This is a genomic window from Xanthomonas melonis (assembly GCF_020783655.1).
In the GTDB taxonomy this organism is placed as follows: Bacteria; Pseudomonadota; Gammaproteobacteria; order Xanthomonadales; family Xanthomonadaceae; genus Xanthomonas; species Xanthomonas melonis.
Window position 1 is genome coordinate 325,646 of record NZ_JAJGQH010000002.1, and the last position, 16,985, is coordinate 342,630.

At 66.6% G+C, this 16,985-nt stretch carries 15 protein-coding genes; 10 read left to right on the plus strand and 5 right to left on the minus strand.

Annotation, left to right across the window (positions count from 1 at the left end; translation table 11 throughout):
* Nucleotides 1–158 precede the first annotated feature (158 nt).
* Together LL964_RS03215 and LL964_RS03220 are read left to right on the plus strand one after the other, a co-directional pair.
* Entirely contained in the window at nucleotides 159–641 is a 483-nt protein-coding gene (locus tag LL964_RS03215; protein ID WP_104585119.1) for a GAF domain-containing protein, read from the plus strand.
* Complete coding sequence (locus LL964_RS03220) at nucleotides 638–1,030, plus strand: TfoX/Sxy family protein (protein WP_104585121.1); 393 nt, start codon at nucleotides 638–640, stop codon at nucleotides 1,028–1,030. The genes LL964_RS03215 and LL964_RS03220 overlap by 4 nt, the downstream gene beginning before the upstream one ends.
* 101 nt (nucleotides 1,031–1,131) lie before the next feature.
* On the opposite strand, the gene gph is transcribed toward LL964_RS03220, so the two are convergent.
* On the minus strand, nucleotides 1,132–1,782 hold the full coding sequence (gene gph, locus LL964_RS03225; RefSeq protein ID WP_104585123.1) for a phosphoglycolate phosphatase: 651 nt from the start codon (nucleotides 1,780–1,782) through the stop codon (nucleotides 1,132–1,134).
* A gap of 175 nt (nucleotides 1,783–1,957) precedes the next feature.
* Nucleotides 1,958–3,034: a DNA polymerase IV gene (dinB, locus tag LL964_RS03230; protein WP_104585125.1), complete on the minus strand. Its 1,077-nt coding sequence runs from the start codon at nucleotides 3,032–3,034 to the stop codon at nucleotides 1,958–1,960.
* Nucleotides 3,035–3,367: 333 nt separating this feature from the next.
* On the opposite strand from dinB, the gene fabA reads away from it, so the two are divergent.
* Nucleotides 3,368–3,883, plus strand: coding sequence for a 3-hydroxyacyl-[acyl-carrier-protein] dehydratase FabA (gene fabA, locus LL964_RS03235; RefSeq protein WP_104585127.1), 516 nt, complete (start codon nucleotides 3,368–3,370; stop codon nucleotides 3,881–3,883).
* Entirely contained in the window at nucleotides 3,883–5,091 is a 1,209-nt protein-coding gene (gene fabB, locus LL964_RS03240; RefSeq protein ID WP_104585129.1) for a beta-ketoacyl-ACP synthase I, read from the plus strand. Before fabA ends, fabB begins: the two co-directional genes overlap by 1 nt.
* A gap of 87 nt (nucleotides 5,092–5,178) precedes the next feature.
* Here the strand turns inward: fabB and LL964_RS03245 are convergent, their stop codons facing one another.
* The 3 genes from LL964_RS03245 to LL964_RS03255 form a co-directional block, all read right to left on the minus strand.
* Nucleotides 5,179–5,835: an SH3 domain-containing protein gene (locus LL964_RS03245; RefSeq protein WP_228329370.1), complete on the minus strand. Its 657-nt coding sequence runs from the start codon at nucleotides 5,833–5,835 to the stop codon at nucleotides 5,179–5,181.
* Between the two features lie 127 nt (nucleotides 5,836–5,962).
* Entirely contained in the window at nucleotides 5,963–7,987 is a 2,025-nt protein-coding gene (locus LL964_RS03250; protein ID WP_104585131.1) for a M3 family metallopeptidase, read from the minus strand.
* Between the two features lie 90 nt (nucleotides 7,988–8,077).
* Complete coding sequence (locus LL964_RS03255) at nucleotides 8,078–9,181, minus strand: PLP-dependent cysteine synthase family protein (RefSeq protein ID WP_104585133.1); 1,104 nt, start codon at nucleotides 9,179–9,181, stop codon at nucleotides 8,078–8,080.
* Nucleotides 9,182–9,272: 91 nt separating this feature from the next.
* Between LL964_RS03255 and LL964_RS03260 the strand changes: the two genes are divergently transcribed.
* From LL964_RS03260 to LL964_RS03285, 6 genes are all read left to right on the plus strand, one after another.
* The gene (locus tag LL964_RS03260; protein WP_104585135.1) at nucleotides 9,273–9,722 is read left to right on the plus strand and encodes a CopL family metal-binding regulatory protein; all 450 of its coding nucleotides are present in this window, start codon (nucleotides 9,273–9,275) and stop codon (nucleotides 9,720–9,722) included.
* Nucleotides 9,723–9,944: 222 nt separating this feature from the next.
* On the plus strand, nucleotides 9,945–11,720 hold the full coding sequence (locus LL964_RS03265; RefSeq protein ID WP_104585137.1) for a copper resistance system multicopper oxidase: 1,776 nt from the start codon (nucleotides 9,945–9,947) through the stop codon (nucleotides 11,718–11,720).
* A gap of 2 nt (nucleotides 11,721–11,722) precedes the next feature.
* Complete coding sequence (locus LL964_RS03270; RefSeq protein WP_104585596.1) at nucleotides 11,723–13,153, plus strand: copper resistance protein B; 1,431 nt, start codon at nucleotides 11,723–11,725, stop codon at nucleotides 13,151–13,153.
* A gap of 242 nt (nucleotides 13,154–13,395) precedes the next feature.
* The gene (gene gloA / locus LL964_RS03275) at nucleotides 13,396–13,920 is read left to right on the plus strand and encodes a lactoylglutathione lyase (RefSeq protein WP_104585139.1); all 525 of its coding nucleotides are present in this window, start codon (nucleotides 13,396–13,398) and stop codon (nucleotides 13,918–13,920) included.
* A 325-nt stretch (nucleotides 13,921–14,245) separates the two neighbouring features.
* Entirely contained in the window at nucleotides 14,246–15,004 is a 759-nt protein-coding gene (locus LL964_RS03280) for a hypothetical protein (RefSeq protein WP_104585141.1), read from the plus strand.
* A 107-nt stretch (nucleotides 15,005–15,111) separates the two neighbouring features.
* Nucleotides 15,112–16,983, plus strand: a complete 1,872-nt coding sequence (locus LL964_RS03285) for a peptidoglycan-binding protein (protein WP_104585598.1) — start codon at nucleotides 15,112–15,114, stop codon at nucleotides 16,981–16,983.
* The last annotated feature ends 2 nt before the right edge of the window (nucleotides 16,984–16,985 follow it).

The window sequence follows — 16,985 nt, forward strand, 5'->3', positions numbered from 1 at the left end:
TGGATCTGGATCTGGATCTGGATCTGGATCTGGATCGTCAGCCTTTGACATGCTTGCCCGGATGGCGATGCTGCTGGAGAACAGCGTCCGCCGCGGCGGCGCGTTGCGGCCGTTCCGGTCGCAACGCCGCGACAGACCCCGGCTGTTAAACTTCGCGCATGTTCGCCACCTCATCGCTGACCGGCAGCAAGCCGGAACAATATGCCCAGCTCACCGCGCAGGCCCAGGCCCTGGTGCACGGCGAGCCGGACCGGATCGCCAATGCCGCCAACCTGGCAGCGCTGATCTTCCACGCGCTGCCATCGTTGAACTGGGCCGGCTTCTACTTCTACGACGGACGTGAGCTGGTGGTGGGGCCGTTCCAGGGCCTGCCGGCCTGCGTGCGCATCCCGCTGGACAAGGGCGTCTGCGGCGCGGCTGCCAGCACCCGACAGACCCAGCGCATTGCCGACGTGGATGCGTTCCCCGGGCATATCGCCTGTGATTCGGCATCGCGTTCGGAGCTAGTGATCCCATTGGTCAAGGGCGACGCACTGATCGGCGTGCTGGACCTGGACAGTCCGGAGCTGGACCGCTTCGACGGCGAGGATCAACGCGGCCTGGAAGCGATCGCGCAGGTGTTCGTGAGCGCAGTGGCGTGACCACCGAACGGATGCGCAACATCGGCCCCAAGAGCGCCGCATGGTTGCGCCAGGTCGGCTTGCGCACGCGACAGGATCTGCAGGCGGTGGGCGCGGTGGCAGCCTTCGCCAAGGTGCGCCGTGCCGGCTTCAAACCCAGCCTCAATCTGCTGTATTCGCTGGAAGGCGCACTGGCCGATTGTCACTGGCGGGACGTGCCCGACGCGCGTCGCCAGGCCTTGCTGGCCGAATACGAGGCGGCCAGCGCACTGCTGCCGCCCCGCGGGCGAGCGGTCGGCGGGCCGGTGGAAACCGTGCACTATGCGCGCGCTGACGACCACGAGGTGCATGCCGACACGATCGAAGCCGACGACGACGCTGCGGACCCGGACCAGACGCGCAGCGACTGAGTGGCTGTACCCGGGCGCGGCGGCCGCACGCCTCTTTTCCACGCCACTGCAGCGACCCTGCCGCCTCGGCGCTGTGCGGGAACTCCCCGTCGACGGTGCCGTCAGGTCAACGCAAGCAATTGACGCATGTCATCGACGATCGCCACCGCACCGGCGCTGTGCACATCGAAGCCGCGCAGATATCCATAGCGCACCATCGCCAATGGCATGTTGGCGGCCTTGGCCGCCGCTGCATCGGTACCCGAATCGCCGACCATCAGGCAGTGCCGCGGTGCGCACTGAAACTGCCTCGCCAGATGCAGCAACGGTGTCGGATCAGGTTTGCGCTGCGGCAGTGAATCGCCTCCGAGCACCGCACCGAACAGCGCGGCGATGCCCAGGTGCTCCAGCAACGGGGCGATGAAGCGCGCGGGCTTGTTGGTGCACAGCGCCAGCGTTGCACCGGCATCGCGCAGCCCGTGCAATGCCTCGGCAACGCCGGGATACAACTGCGGGTTACGCAACAAGCTGGCGGCATAATGCCGCATCATCACCGGCATTTCCGCCGCGGCATCATGCGTTGCGCCGGCTTCGCGCAGCGCCGTGGCGAGCAATACCTTCACGCCTTCGCCGATCCAGCAGCGAATGGTGGATTCGCTGAACTGCCGCAGGCCCAGCTCGTGCAAGGTGGCGTTGAGGGCATAGGCAATATCGGAGGCGCTATCCACCAGGGTGCCGTCCAGATCGAAAATCACCAGCGGGTACGCAAACATGCAGTGGCCTCGTGCGGGGGAGCAGACACAGTGTAAGAGCTGGCGCTGCACGGCGCGTTGCCGCGGATACGGCGATGCATGGCCGCGGAGCAGTTGCCGCAGCCCAGCGACCGTTGCCGATGGTGCCGACCAGTGCCGCCCGCTGACGCGCGATCGACGCGCCACATGGCGTGCGTTACGCCTGCGGCAGTTCGCCGAACAGTTGCCCCTGCACGGCGCCCTCTGTGGAATCGCTGAAACCGCTGATCCCCACGCCGACCAGGCGGTAGCGCGTGTCCGCGGGAAGCTCGACGCGCCGGGTCAACGCAAGCGCGATCTGCGCCAACGCCTCGCACGAGGCGGGCGGCTGTTCGGGCGTGTGGGAGCGCGTCAGGATGCGAAACGCGGAGGTCTTCAGCTTCAATACCACGGTGCGCCCGATCCGCTCGGTGCGACGCGTGGCATGCCAGGTCTTTTCGGCCAGACGCAGGATGTGCGGGCCGAGCGCCTCGAGAGCGAGGTCTTCGCTGAAGGTGTCCTCCGAGGATACCGATTGCACTTCCTGGTCCGGCTCTACCGGACGCTCGTCGATGCCGCGCGCGCGGCGATACAGGCTCTGTCCGAAGCTGCCGAAATGCGCCTGCAATTCCTCCAGCGGACGTGTGCGCAGATCGGCAACGGTGACGATCCCCAGCGCCGCCAGCTTGGCGTCCATCACCTTGCCGACTCCGGGAATGCGATTGACCTTGAGCGGCAGCAGGAACGCATCCACCCGGCTGGGGGCGATGACGAACTGTCCATCGGGCTTGCGCCAGTCCGAGGCGATCTTGGCCAGGAACTTGTTCGGTGCGATGCCAGCCGATGCGGTCAGCCGGGTTTCGTCGCGGATCTGGGTGCGGATCAGTTGCGCGATCTCGCTGGCGAGCTGGATGCCGCTCTTGGCCTCGGTGACGTCCAGATACGCCTCGTCCAGCGACAGTGGCTCGACCAGATCGGTCTGCCGGTGGAAGATCTCGCGCACCTGGCGCGACACCGCCTTGTAGCGCGCGAAATCCGGAGGCACGAAGATCGCATCCGGGCATAGACGTTCGGCGCGCAGCGCAGGCATGGCCGAACGGATCCCGAACACCCGCGCCTCGTAAGAGGCCGCACAGACCACCGAGCGCGCGCCGCGCCAGGCCACCACCACCGGCTTGCCGCGCAGGCTTGGATCGTCACGTTGTTCGACGGAGGCGTAGAACGCATCCATGTCCACGTGCACGATCTTGCGCATCAAGCTGACGTCTCTCCACAGGTGTTGGCCCATGATAGATCAGCGGCGTCTCACGCCTTGCGTGCGCACCGGCCGGGCGCCCGCGAAACGGACCCGACCGTCGTCGATCGTGTTTGGAGTGCGCTCCGCCTCCCGGCATGTCTCCATGCAGCCCGTTGCGGCGACGGCTCGCGTGCTGAGGATCCTGGCCCTGCACCCAACCGCTGCCTTCCGCAGCGCATCCCGCCTTGAAAACAGCACGCAGGCGTACGGATAAAACGTTTGATTGAACCGCGCGCCCTCATGCACCCTTGCCGGCCTCGCCTTTCGATTGCCTGCAGGAAACCGTTCGTCATGACTCGTCAAAGTACGTATTCGCGCGATCAATTGTTGGCCAGCGCGCGTGGGGAATTGTTCGGACCCGACAGCGGTCGGTTGCCGAACGACCCGATGCTGATGTTCGACCGCATCACCGAGATCAGCGACACCGGCGGCGCGCATGGCAAGGGCGTGATCCGCGCAGAATTCGACGTGCGCCCGGACCTGTGGTTCTTCGGTTGCCACTTCATCGGCGACCCGGTGATGCCCGGCTGCCTGGGACTGGACGCGATGTGGCAGTTGACCGGCTTTTTCCTGACCTGGATCGGCGCACCCGGCCGCGGCCGCGCCCTGGGCTGCGGGGAAGTCAAGTTCACCGGCCAGGTGCTGCCCAGCGCAACGCTGGTGCGTTACGAGATCGATATCAGCCGCGTGATCAACCGCAAGCTGGTGATGGCGCAGAGCGATGCGCGCATGCTGGTGGATGGACGCGAGATCTACACCGCCAAGGACCTGCGTGTGGGCATGTTCACCTCGACGGAGAGCTTCTGATGCGCCGCGTCGTCGTCACCGGAATGGGCATCAATTCGTGTCTGGGAAATGATCTGGACACCGTTTCCACCGCATTGCGTGAAGGCCGATCGGGCATCACCGCGCTGCCCGATCATGCCGACGCCGGCCTGCGCAGCCAGGTCGGCGGCGCGGTGGCGCTGGATCTGGAAGCGCTGATCGACCGCAAGCTCAAACGCTTCATGGGCGATGCGTCGGCGTATGCATACCTAGCCATGCGCGATGCGATCGCCGATGCCGGCCTGAGCGCCGAACAGGTCAGCGATGTGCGCACCGGCGTGATCGCCGGCTCCGGCGGCGGGTCCAGCCAATGGCAGGTGGAAACCGCCGACCTGCTGCGTGCCCGCGGTGTGCGCAAGGTGGGCCCGTACATGGTGCCGCGCACGATGTGCTCTGCCGTGTCCGCCTCGCTGGCGACTGCGTTCAAGATCCGTGGCCTGAGCTATTCCTTGTCTGCGGCCTGCGCCACCTCGGCGCATTGCATCGGCGCGGCGGCGGACCTGATCCGCCACGGCGCGCAGGACGTGATGTTCGCCGGTGCCGGCGAAGAGCTGCACTGGACCATGAGCGTGATGTTCGATGCGATGGGCGCGCTGTCCACCGGCTTCAACGACCGCCCCGCCGTGGCCTCGCGTCCCTACGATGCGCAGCGCGACGGATTCGTCATCGGCAGCGGCGGCGGCATGCTGGTACTGGAAGACTACGATCATGCGATCGCGCGCGGTGCGCGCATCCATGCCGAATTGATCGGCTACGGGGTGACCTCCGATGGCGCGGACATGGTCGCGCCCAGCGGCGAAGGCGCGGTGCGCTGCATGCGCATGGCCCTGCAGGGCCTGGATCGCCCGATCGATTACCTCAATACCCACGGCACCTCCACGCCGCTGGGCGATGTCACCGAACTGGGCGCCGTGCGCGAGGTGTTCGGCGACGATGTGCCGCCGCTGTCGTCGACCAAGGCGCTGTCGGGTCACTCGCTGGGATCGGCGAGCGTGCACGAGGCGATCTTCTGCCTGCTGATGCTGCGCGACGGTTTCATGGCCGGTTCGGCGCATATCGACGAACTCGATCCACGCGCCAACGGCTTCCCGATCCTGCGACAGACGCAGGCGGCGACCCTGAACACGGTGATGTCCAACAGCTTCGGCTTCGGCGGCACCAATGGCACCCTGGTGTTCGGCCGGGTGTAATGCGGTGCAGGGCGAACGATGCGGTTCTCCGGGCGCGCGGATGCGCTATGCATCCGCCATCCACCCCCTACGTTCTGTTCGCCGCTCTTAGTCCCGCAGCCGGTCGCAATCCTCCAGCGCGGCCTGAACGCCGACGGGCCGGCCATCCGCGCCCCTGACCGCGTTCCGTTCGGCCGCCCGTTGCCGGTTGCGACAGTCCTGGCGCTTGTCCTGCAAGGCCTTGGCCGCGTCGATCTCGGCCCGCTCGCGGCGGGTCCGTTCGGTGTTCTCACGCGCTTGCCGCTTGGCGCGCCGTGCAATGGACGCCTCGCCAGGGTGCGACAGGCCCTCGCCGGGCGCCAATACTTCCAGCTCCGGCGAGGTTTCCGGCAGATGGTGGCGCCACAGCGCGCGCTCGCTTTCCACCGTCCATTCGCGGCCGCGGTAATGCGCATCCCAATACGGGTCCAGTGAAAACGCGATTTTGGGAACCACGTCGGTGAGCTCGCCGCGTTCCAATGCGATTGCCTGCGCGGGCAGCCACCCGCGCGCATCGGGGCCACGCACATCGCACCACCTGCCGTTCTTCAGGCACCCATGGACGGTGAGCGCGTGACCAGCGCGGACTTCGCCCACGCGCTGGTATTCATCGCCCGGGCCGGCACGCAGGGCTGCCAGGCGATTGGCATGCCCGGCGTGCTGCGCCACCGCCGGCACAGCCACCGCCATCACGACCACCACACTCCATGACAGATGTCGCTGCATTGCACGCTCCTTGATGTACCGATCCCTTCATGCAAGCGGGCGAGGGGCCACCACGCGATTGCGTCCATACGCGGGGCCATCGCACTGCGATGCCAACCTGGCGACGTCAGGCGTGGTGCAGAAAGGATCAACCCGCCATGCCGTTATGCCGCAGCAATGCATCGATGGTCGGCGCGCGACCACGGAAGGCACGGAAATTGTCCGCGGCACTGCGGCTGCCGCCACGCGACAGGACTTCGTGGCGGAAACGTGCACCGGTCTCGGCCACCTGTTCGGGCGCCTCTTCGAATGCGGCGTAGGCATCGGCACTGAGCACTTCGGCCCATTTGTAGCTGTAGTAACCGGCCGCGTAACCGCCGGCGAAGATGTGGCTGAACTGATGCGGGAAGCGATTCCACGCCGGCGGACGGTTGACGGCGACTTCGTCGCGCACGCGCTCGATCAGCTTCAGCACGCTGTCCTGCAGCGGGTCGAAACTGCTGTGCAGCTGCATGTCGAACAAGGCGAATTCGAGCTGACGCACGGTGAACATGCCGCTCTGGAAATTGCGCGCGGCCAGCAGGCGGTCGAACAGGTTGCGCGGCAGCGGTTCACCGGTCTGCACATGCGCGGTCATCGTCTGCACCCGCTCCCATTCCCAGCAGAAGTTCTCCATGAACTGACTGGGCAGCTCCACTGCATCCCATTCCACGCCGTTGATGCCGGCCACGCCGAGTTCGCCGATGCGGGTGAGCAACTGATGCAGGCCATGGCCCATTTCATGGAACAGCGTGGTGACCTCGCCATGCCGGAACGTGGCCGGCGCATCGCCGCTGCCGCGGCCGAAGTTGCACACCAGATACACCAACGGCGTCTGCACACCGTTGGCGGTGTCGCGGCGGTTGCGGCAATCGTCCATCCAGGCACCACCGCGCTTGCCTTCGCGCGCGTACAGGTCCAGATAGAACTGGCCCGCCAGCGCGCCCTGCGCATCTTCCAGGCGGTAGAACCGCACATCCGGATGCCAGACCGGCGCGCTGTCGGGTTTGACGGTGAGCCCGTACAGGCTGTGGATCACATCGAACAGGCCGGCCAGCACTTTGGGCTCGGTGAAGTACTGCTTCACTTCCTGCTCGGAGAAGCTGTAACGCGCCTGCTTGAGTTTTTCGCTGGCGTAGGCCAGGTCCCAGGCCTGCAGTTCGTCCAGACCCAGTTCGTCGCGGGCGAAAGCCTCCAGTTCGGCACGGTCGCGTTGCGCATGAGGTTTGGCGCGGGCCGCCAGATCGCGCAGGAAACCCATCACCTCCTCCGGGCTCTGCGCCATCTTGGTCGCGATGGAATAGTCGGCGTAGCTGGCAAAGCCGAGCAGGTGCGCCAGCTCCGCGCGCAGCGCGAGGATGCGGTCGATATTGGCGCTGTTGTCCAGCGCCGCATCGCCGAATTCGGAAGCGCGTTCGGCGTTGGCGCGATAGAGCTTTGCGCGCAGCTCGCGACTGTCGGCATCGCTCTGCACCGGCAGGTAGCACGGCATCTGCAGGGTGAACTTCCAGCCCGGCACGCCGTCTTTTTCTGCGGCCGCGCGCGCGGCGGCGATCACTTCGGCCGGCAGGCCGGACAACTGCGTTTCATCGTCGGTGACATACGACCAGGCATCGGTGGCATCGAGCACGTTCTGCGAGAACTTCGCCGCCAGCGCCGACAACTCTTCCTGGATCTGCGCAAAGCGCGCCTTGTCCGCGTCATCGAGCTCGGCACCACCCAGGCGGAAATCGCGCAGCGCGTTGTCCAGCACCTTGCGACGCGCGTCGTCGTAGTGGGAGGCCTCCGGCGATTGCGCCAGCGCCTTGTACTGCGCGTACAGCGCAAGGTTCTGGCCCAGCGCACTGCCGAAGCGGCTCACCTTGGGCAGATTGCTGTTGTAGGCCTCGCGCAGCTCCGGGGTATTCATCACCGCCTGCAGATGCCCCACCTGCCCCCACGCACGCCAGAGCCGCTCGGTGGCATCGTCCAGCGGCACCACGAAGCTGTCCCAACGCACCGGGCTGACCTGCTCGGCAATCTTGACCGCCGCCTCGGCCTCGGCCAGCAGCTGGTCGATCGCCGGGCCCACGTGTGCGGGTCGGATCGCATCGAAGGACGGCAGTCCGGAGAGGTCGAGCAAGGGGTTGGTCATGGAGCGCTCCGGCGGTGAACGGATCAGGAGAAGGGACGAGCGAACAAGGCAGGAGCTGGCCTGCCCTTGCCTACCGCAGCGATATGGCGGTCATTCCAGCGCAGCACAAGGCAGTGGCGGCAGCGCGCCGCCATTCACTGCGCTGGCGATGGCCGCGTCGCTGTCGGTGATGTCGATGGCGCGTGCCGCGTACCACGCAGGGTCGTAATAGCTATGCGCGTAGCGCTCGCCGGCATCGCACAGGATGGCGACGATGGAGCCCTGGCGGCCGTCCTCGCGCATCCGTTGCGCCGCCTGCAGCACGCCGACGAAGTTGGTGCCGGTGGAGCCGCCGACGCGGCGGCCCAACGTGGCGCTGACGTAACGCATCGCCGCCAGGCTCAGTGCGTCGGGCACTTTCACCATCGCATCCACGCAGGTGGCGATGAAGCTGGGCTCGACCCGCGGCCGGCCGATACCTTCGATGCGCGAGCCACCGGTGATGGCCAGCTCCTTGGGGCATTGCCCATCCACCGCACGGCAGTAACCGTCGAAGAACACCGACACTTCCGGATCGGCGCACAGGATACGGGTGGCGTGGCGCCGGTAGCGCACATAGCGCCCCAGGGTGGCGCTTGTGCCGCCAGTGCCGGGACTGCAGACGATCCATTCCGGAATCGGGTGCGGCTCCTCGGCCAGCTGCTTGAAGATGGATTCGGCGATGTTGTTGTTGGCGCGCCAGTCGGTGGCGCGCTCGGCGTAGGTGAACTGGTCCATGAAGTGCCCACCGGTCTCGCGCGCGAGCTGGTGCGAGGCGCTGTCCAGGTCGCAGGCGCGCTCCACCAGATGGCAACGCCCGCCCTGGAATTCGATCGCGGCGATCTTTTCCGGCGAAGTGGAAGCCGGCATCACCGCGATGAAGGGCAGCCCCAGCAAGCGCGCGAAATAAGCCTCCGACACCGCGGTGGAACCGCTGGAGGCCTCGATCACCGGCCGGCCTGCGCGCAACCAGCCGTTGGTCAGCGCGTACAGGAACAACGAACGCGCCAGCCGGTGCTTCAGGCTGCCGGTGGGGTGGCTGGACTCGTCCTTGAAATACAGGTCGATGCCTGGATAGCCGGGCAGGTCCATGGGAATCAGGTGGGTATCGGCCGATCGGTTGAAATCGGCCTCGATCTTCTGGATGGCGGCGGCCACCCACTGGCGCTGCGACATGGCAGGACGGTGTGGCGAAGGAAGCGTCGATTCTACCGCTGCCGGGCGCACGCCCGAGGCGGGCGGTCATCGGGCGGACAGCCAGGGGCCGGTGGTATGCTCGCCGCTCCCGTCCGATCCGTCGTGCGTGCCCGTGCTGCCTTGCCTGCTTCGCCTGCTGCTGTGCCTGTGCCTGGTCGCCAATACGGCCACCGGTGCGTGGGCGTCGGTGGGCATGGCGATGCCGCAGATAGACACGCAACAGCCGGCTGCAACAGCCGCTGCGCACGCAGCGGTCGGGCACGCGGTAAGCGTGGATGCCATGCCCTGTCATGCGCACGAGCCACCGACGGCGATACAGGCCGAGACGTCCAAGCAGCCGCACGCGGCCGACTGCTGCAAGCTGCGCAGCTGCGACTGCCTGCAGCATTGCAGCCTGGCGCTGCTGACTCTGCCGGCGGTACCGGCGGGCCTGCCCGGCCGGCCGGACCTGCCGTCGATTCCCGCTGACGGGCGCGGCAGCCCGGTCCCCGAACAGCCGGTTCGACCTCCCATCGGCTGAGCGCAGCCCGCGCAGGGTGGCACCCAGCGTCAGCTGCGTGTAGCGGTCGCGGGGACCTCCCTGCCTGGCGTGTACGCGCCCGCTCCCCGCGTCGTCCATGCCTGCCGCCGCTTCGCGCGGAGGTGTCGGCTGCCCTGCCCGCTCTTCGCCCTGCATCGATGGATGCGGGATTTCTCAGCGATGCGTTGCGTCTGCCGCTCCGGCGGGCGCACCGGAGGTGTCATGTCGTCCGCTATTCCTGTCGTTCCTCACACTGTCAGCTCCGGGATGAGCCGGCGCCGTTTCGTGCAGGGCCTGGCCCTGGGTGGCATTGCTGCCACCGGCCTGTGGCGCGGCGATGCGCGCGCTGCCGGCGCCATGGCCACGCCGATGCTGCGCGGCAGCAGCCACGCGCTGCAGATCGGCCAGATGCCGGTCAATCTCACCGGGCGTACCCGCCCTGCGATCACCGTCAACCAGAGCCTGCCGGCACCGATCCTGCGCTGGCGCGAGGGCGACACGGTGAGCGTGCGCGTGCGCAACACGCTGACCGACCAACCCACCTCGGTGCATTGGCACGGGCTGCTGTTGCCGGCCAACATGGATGGCGTGCCGGGTATGAGTTTCGACGGCATCGCGCCGGGCCAGGAGTACCACTACCGCTTCGCGCTGCGCCAATCCGGCACCTACTGGTACCACAGCCATTCGATGTTCCAGGAGCAGGCCGGCCTGTATGGCGCCATCGTGATCGACCCGCTGGCGCCACCGCCGTATCGCTACGATCGCGAACATGTGGTGCTGCTGTCGGACTGGACCGACCTGGACCCGGCCGCACTGTTTCGCCGCTTGAAGCAGATGCCCAGCCACGACAACTACGCACAGCGCACGGTGGGCGATTTCCTGCGCGATGCGCGCGAAGACGGGCTGCGCGCCACGCTGGCCGATCGCGGCATGTGGGGGCGCATGCGCATGACCCCCACCGACCTGTCCGACGTCAACGCCAATACCTATACCTACCTGCTCAATGGCGTGGCGCCGGCGGGCAATTGGACCGGCCTGTTCGTCCCCGGCGAGAAAGTGCTGCTGCGCTTCATCAATGGATCGTCGATGACTTACTTCGACATCCGCATCCCCGGCCTGCGCATGACCGTGGTGGCCGCCGATGGCCAATACGTGCATCCGGTCAGCGTGGACGAGCTGCGCATTGCCGCGGCCGAGACCTTCGACGTCCTGGTCGAACCCATCGGCCAGGACGCCTTTACCCTGTTCGCGCAGGACATGGGCCGCACCGGTTTCGCCTGCGGCACGCTGGCGGTGCGGCATGGCCTGCAGGCACCGATTCCCGCACTGGATCCGCGCGCCATCCTGACCATGCAGGACATGGGGCATGGCGACGGCATGCACCACGACGGCCATGCCATGCACGGCGCCGCCGATGCACGCGCGATGGCAATGCCGATGCACGCGCATCACGTTGCGCAGGCGCATGCCAGGACACCGCACCATGCCGCCAGCGAAGCGGGCAACCCGCTGATCGACATGCGCAGCAATGCCACCACACCGCGCCTGGACGACCCGGGCGTAGGCCTGCGCGACAACGGCCGCCGCGTGCTGCGCTACGGCGACCTGCACAGCCTGTTCGAGGACCCGGATGGACGCGAGCCGGGGCGCGAGATCGAACTGCATCTGACCGGGCACATGGAAAAATTCGCCTGGTCCTTCGACGGCGTGGCATTCGCCTCGGCCGATCCGTTGCGCCTGCGCTACGGCGAGCGGCTACGCATCGTGCTGGTCAACGACACCATGATGCAGCACCCCATCCACCTGCACGGCATGTGGAGCGACCTGGAAGATGCAGACGGCAATTTCCAGGTCCGCAAGCACACCATCGACATGCCGCCTGGCACGCGCCGCAGCTATCGCGTGCGCGCCGACGCGGTGGGTCGCTGGGCCTATCACTGCCATCTGCTGTACCACATGGAAGCGGGCATGATGCGCGAAGTGCGGGTGGAGGCATGAACATGCGCGCACTACGTTCGCTGGTGGTCGGCACCTGGTTGTTCAGCGCATCGCTGGCCGCGCAAGAACACGCGCATGCTGCGACGGGTCCGGCCGTTCATGGCGATCATGCAGCAGCGCTGCAGGCCGATGGCATGGCGGACGCACCCGCCTCGCAAGGCATGCAGGCGATTCCGCCCGAGGCGTCGCCAACCGCTCGACAGGCCATGCCTACGATGACGCATACGCACGCTCAATCCACTGCCGGTTCGCCGGCGGTGCCGGATGCGTCGGTCACGGCTGCGGACGAGGCTGCCGCACGCCCGGCGGCGGCGCCAGCAATCGGGGCTGCAGAACCGCAGACCCAGCACGACGGCAGCGCAGCGCCGATGGATCACTCGCACATGGACCATGCCGGCATGGACCATGCCGTCATGCATCGCGCCGACATGGACCACGGCGCAATGGAGCATCAGGCGATGGGCCATGATTCCAACGAACACGCCACGGAGAGTCGAGCTGCAACGGAGCACACTACGACGACACCGGATGTGACGACACGTGGCGCGATGAAGCACGAGATACATCCCGCCACGCCGGCTCACCGCGTCACGCCGCAGCACGCGATGACCCACGACACGATGCAGCACGATTCCGCCGTGCATGACGGCATGGAGCATCATGCGATGGACCATGGCGCGCACGCCGCACCGATGCACGCATCGCCAACTGGAACGGGGTTGCCGCGCGAGCCGGTTCCAGTGCCCACCAGCGAAGAGATCGCCGCCGCCTTCGCGCCACTTCAGGCACATGCGATGCACGGAATGGGCATCAATCACTATGTGCTGCTCGATCGCCTGGAAGCGGTCGACACCGATCGCGGCACGGGCCAGGACTGGGAAGCGCGCGCCTGGATCGGCGGCGATATCGACCGGCTCTGGCTGCGCAGCGAAGGCGAACGCGCGAACGGCCGTACGCAATCGGCCTGGCTGGAAGCCTTCTACGGTCACGCCATCTCGCCGTGGTGGGATCTGCTCATCGGCGCACGCCAGGATCTGGCGCCGGGCGACCGTCGCAGTTGGGCCGCCATCGGCCTACAGGGCCTGGCACCGTACAAGTTCGAGACCGAAGCCACCCTGTATCTGGGCAACGGCGGTCGCGCCGCGTTGCGCCTGGAAGGCGAATACGAGGTCTTGCTGACCAATCGCCTGATTCTGCAACCGCGCGTGGAAGCCGACATCGCCCTCACCGATGACGAACGCCGCGGAATCGGCACCGGCCTGGAGCAGGTGGAAGCCGGTGTGCGGCTGCGCTACGAGTTCACCCGCAAAGTCGCACCGTACATCGGCTGGGTGCATACCCGCCGCTTCGGCGATGCTGCTCAACGCGACGCGGTCGCAGGCGAGCGGCCGCGCGAGAGCCAATTCGTCGCCGGTATCCGCCTCTGGTTCTGAGGCGATGCATGCACGTCGCCGCGCCTGCGATGCCGGACGCGCCGATGCACTTACGGTGCCGGCAAAGCGCGCGGCGCGATCGATTTGGCGAATCGCCTCATCGTTCGATAGAGAGAACGCATACGCAGCGACATGCCTCGGCAAGGCCACGCATGACGCAGACACATCGCCCACCTCCCCCTGGCTAAACTACTCACCCCACGCGCCTGGCCCGCGCGCACGATTCGACCGAGGAGACCACAATGCCTTTGACCGAGCTGCAACAGGTACCCGGCGTCAGCGCCGCCCCCAGTGACACCCAGGGCTTCGTGTTCAACCACACGATGTTGCGCGTCAAGGATGCGCAACGTTCGCTGGACTTCTATACCCGCGTGCTGGGCTTCCGCCTGCTCGATGCCCGCCACTTCGCGGATGCGCAATTCAGCCTGTATTTCCTGGCCTTGTTGCCCGGCACCACCACGATTCCCGAACAGGATGACGAACGGCGGCTGTGGATGGCCGGCATTCCCGGCGTGCTGGAGCTGACCCACAACCATGGCACCGAGGCCCAGGAGGGGGCGGTGTATCACGACGGCAACAGCGACCCGCGTGGCTTCGGTCATATCTGCGTGTCGGTGCCGGACATCCACGCCGCCTGCGCACGCTTCGACAGCCTCGCCGTGCCCTATCAGAAACGCCTGGAAGAGGGCCGCATGAAGCACCTGGCCTTCATCAAGGACCCGGACGGTTACTGGGTGGAGATCATCTCCAACACGCCGCTGGCATAGGCCCCTTCCGCCTGGACGAGGCGCGGCGCAGCGCGGCGCCTCGCGCGCATGCCATCCATGCGTACGTGAAGAGTTCGTGCATCCGCTGCCGCACCCCTGCCTGCATGATGCGCGCTCCAGCCCCACGGATGGACACGTCCCCGGGCTGGGGTAGACTTTTTCCGCCCTTCGCAACGGATGCACCCCAATGCTCGTCAGGAAGATTCCACTGATCCTTGCGCTGGCGACGATCGCCGCATGCAAGCCGCCCCCCCCGGACGCCGCGGCCCCGAAGGCAAGCACTCCCAGCACCGTCCCCCACCCTTCAGACAAGGAAGCCACTTCCATGCAGGATGCGACCCAGGGAACGACCCAGCACTTGCAGCCGCCGCGCCCGGACAGCGTGCTGTACTTCATCAGCAACGTCGATGGCGACGGCGCCCTGTCGTACGAGGTCGCCAACGGCAGCTGGATCAACTACTGGTACGGTTTCGAATTCGCCCTCGGCGGCACGCGCTACTACACCGGTTTTGCGTGGGAAACCCCCGAGCGTTACGGGGCCGAGCGCGAGAATCACTATCCCGCACCGGACGCCAAGGTGACCCTGGCCCACGCCACCTTCGTCACCAGCGAACCCGGCAGCAAGTCGCCATGGAAGCTGCTGGGTGCCGAGCCGTATATCGGCGAGTTCGGCGGCATGGAGCAGGCCAATACCATCGACACCACACGCAAGCCCCAGACCCACGTCACCGACGATGGTCGCCTGGTGCTCGCGCTACCGACCTGGAGCCTGCAGTCCGGCATACGCATCCTGTCCTACGACCTGCTGGCGTTCAATCCGAAGGAGACCGCCGAGGTCGACGACACGCATTGGACCTATGTGGGCAATCTGCCGGCCGGCCAGGACAATAGCGCCAACTGCGGCGAGGATGCGCCCGGCAGGATCGCCTGCGTGAAGAACGGCAGCACACTGGCATTCGTCCAGCAGTCGGGGCTGCCGGACATCCGCATTACGCTCTCCGGTGATCCCTCGGCAACCGGGCGTGACGCGACGGTCCAATACCGGTACGATGCGGCCCACAAATCGTATTTGCCGACCCCCTGACACAGAACCAAAGGAATTGGTTCGGGCGGCGTACCGCTGCAGCCGCCGGGCTGCGGCACTCAATGAAAGGACGATGAGCGATGCCGACGAATTACTCGCGAGCCGAAGTGCTCGACATTATCGAACGTGAAGCGCAAGAGCGGAACATTCCGCGCGATGACTTCTTTCGTTTCGCCTATGCGGAAACAGGCGGTAGTTTCGACGAATTGGCAAACCGTGGCCCCAACGGTGCCAAGGGCTTGTTCCAGTTCACGCCACCGACCGCTGCCGAGTACGGGATTGCAGGGCGCGAGCTGGATGCAGTGGTCAATACCGATGCAGCCGCCCGCCTCTATCTGAACAACCGCAACGCCCTGGTGGACCGGCACGAACGCGATGGCCGGCCCTACCTGTCGGGCAAACCCGAGCCCGATGGCCTGGACATGTACATGGCGCACCAGCAGGGCGCCGGCGGCTATCGTTCCCTGCAGGCAGCGCTGACCACCGGGTCGTTCAGTCTCGACAGCACGCGCGCCAACATCCTCAACAATATCGGCGGGAGAGAGCTGCAGTCCCTGACCGGCGTGGATGCGGCCACGTTCAGGGGCATGTCCGACAAGGACATGGCGCAAACCTTCATCCGCTACTGGGATACGAAGATGGACCGTATCCACCTGCCGGAAAAAGGGATCGAGCCGCTGTCCGGACAACGGCCCGCTCCGGCGCCGGCCCAGGCAACGCCCGCGCCGCAGGCACCGCCTGCACAGGCTGCAACCCAAGGCATCGCGCTGAGCGCGGCCTATGAACTGACGAACAAGTACGACCACGTGAAGTACGGCCTGGGCGCCAAGGACCCGGACCAGGGACGGGTCGATTGCTCCGGCTGGGTGGTCGAGATGCAGAACGCCACCATGGACGAAATCAATCGCGGCGCGGGAAGGTCGGTCTTCAGCAAGGCCGAGAAGTTCAGCCCGGGCTTCGATAGCGCATCCGAATTGCTGCGCAAGGCCGAGCACCGCTCGGGTGTGCTGATCCAGGGCCAGGACGTCACCGCCGACAAGCTCAAGGAGGGCATGATCATCGGCGAGGACAACGGCGCCAAGAGTTGGGATGCGGGCCGCTACAAGGGCATCGACCACATCACCATGGTGGTGCGCGACCCCAGGGATGGGGAGCTGAAGATCAGCCAGTCGCGCGGCGGCGAGGGGGTCGAACTCAGTTCGCTGGAAACCTATCTGCAACGCAAGCACGCCCAGGGCGTCAAGCTCTTCGCCAGCGACCCGCTTGCCGAGGCGCGCGATCTGCTGCAGACCCGTAGCCAGGACAGGCAGCAGTCGCACGGCACCGCGACGCAGCAACCCACACCCGCATCGGCTGGCGCGGGCAGCCCCGGGGTGCTGCGCGAGGATGCGCACGGCGCCGAGGTCCAGAAGCTGCAGCACACGCTGCAGCAGCTCGGCTACAAGGACGCCAGCGGCAATGCCTTGCAGGCCGACAGTGCGTATGGGCCACGCACGGGCGAAGCGGTCAAGGCGTTTCAGCGGGCGCACGGCCTGCAGGACGACGGCATCGTCGGCCGCGATACCTGGAATGCCCTCAGGCAGGCCGAGAAAGCGCCGTTGCTGTCGGAGAAGACCAATCCCGACCATCCGCTGTACAACCAGGCGGTCGGCAAGCTGGAGCAGCTGGGCCCGCAGGCATTCCCCAACCGGCGCGCATTGGAAAACGCGGCTGGCGCACTGGCTTTCGAAGCCAAGGTCGGCGGCATGCAGCGCATCGACATGGTGGTGCAGAGCAAGGACGGCAGCGGGCTGTTTGCGGTGCAGGGGCAACCCAACGATCCCGCGCATCAACGCATCTATGCCGACAAGGCCGCGGCGACAGAGCGCCCGCTGGAGCACAGCAGCAATGCGGTGCGGCAGGAAACCCAGGCCCAGCAGCCGCAACCGCCTCAGGACCAGCAGGACCAGCAACGCAACCCGTCACGCGCGGCGATCTGAAC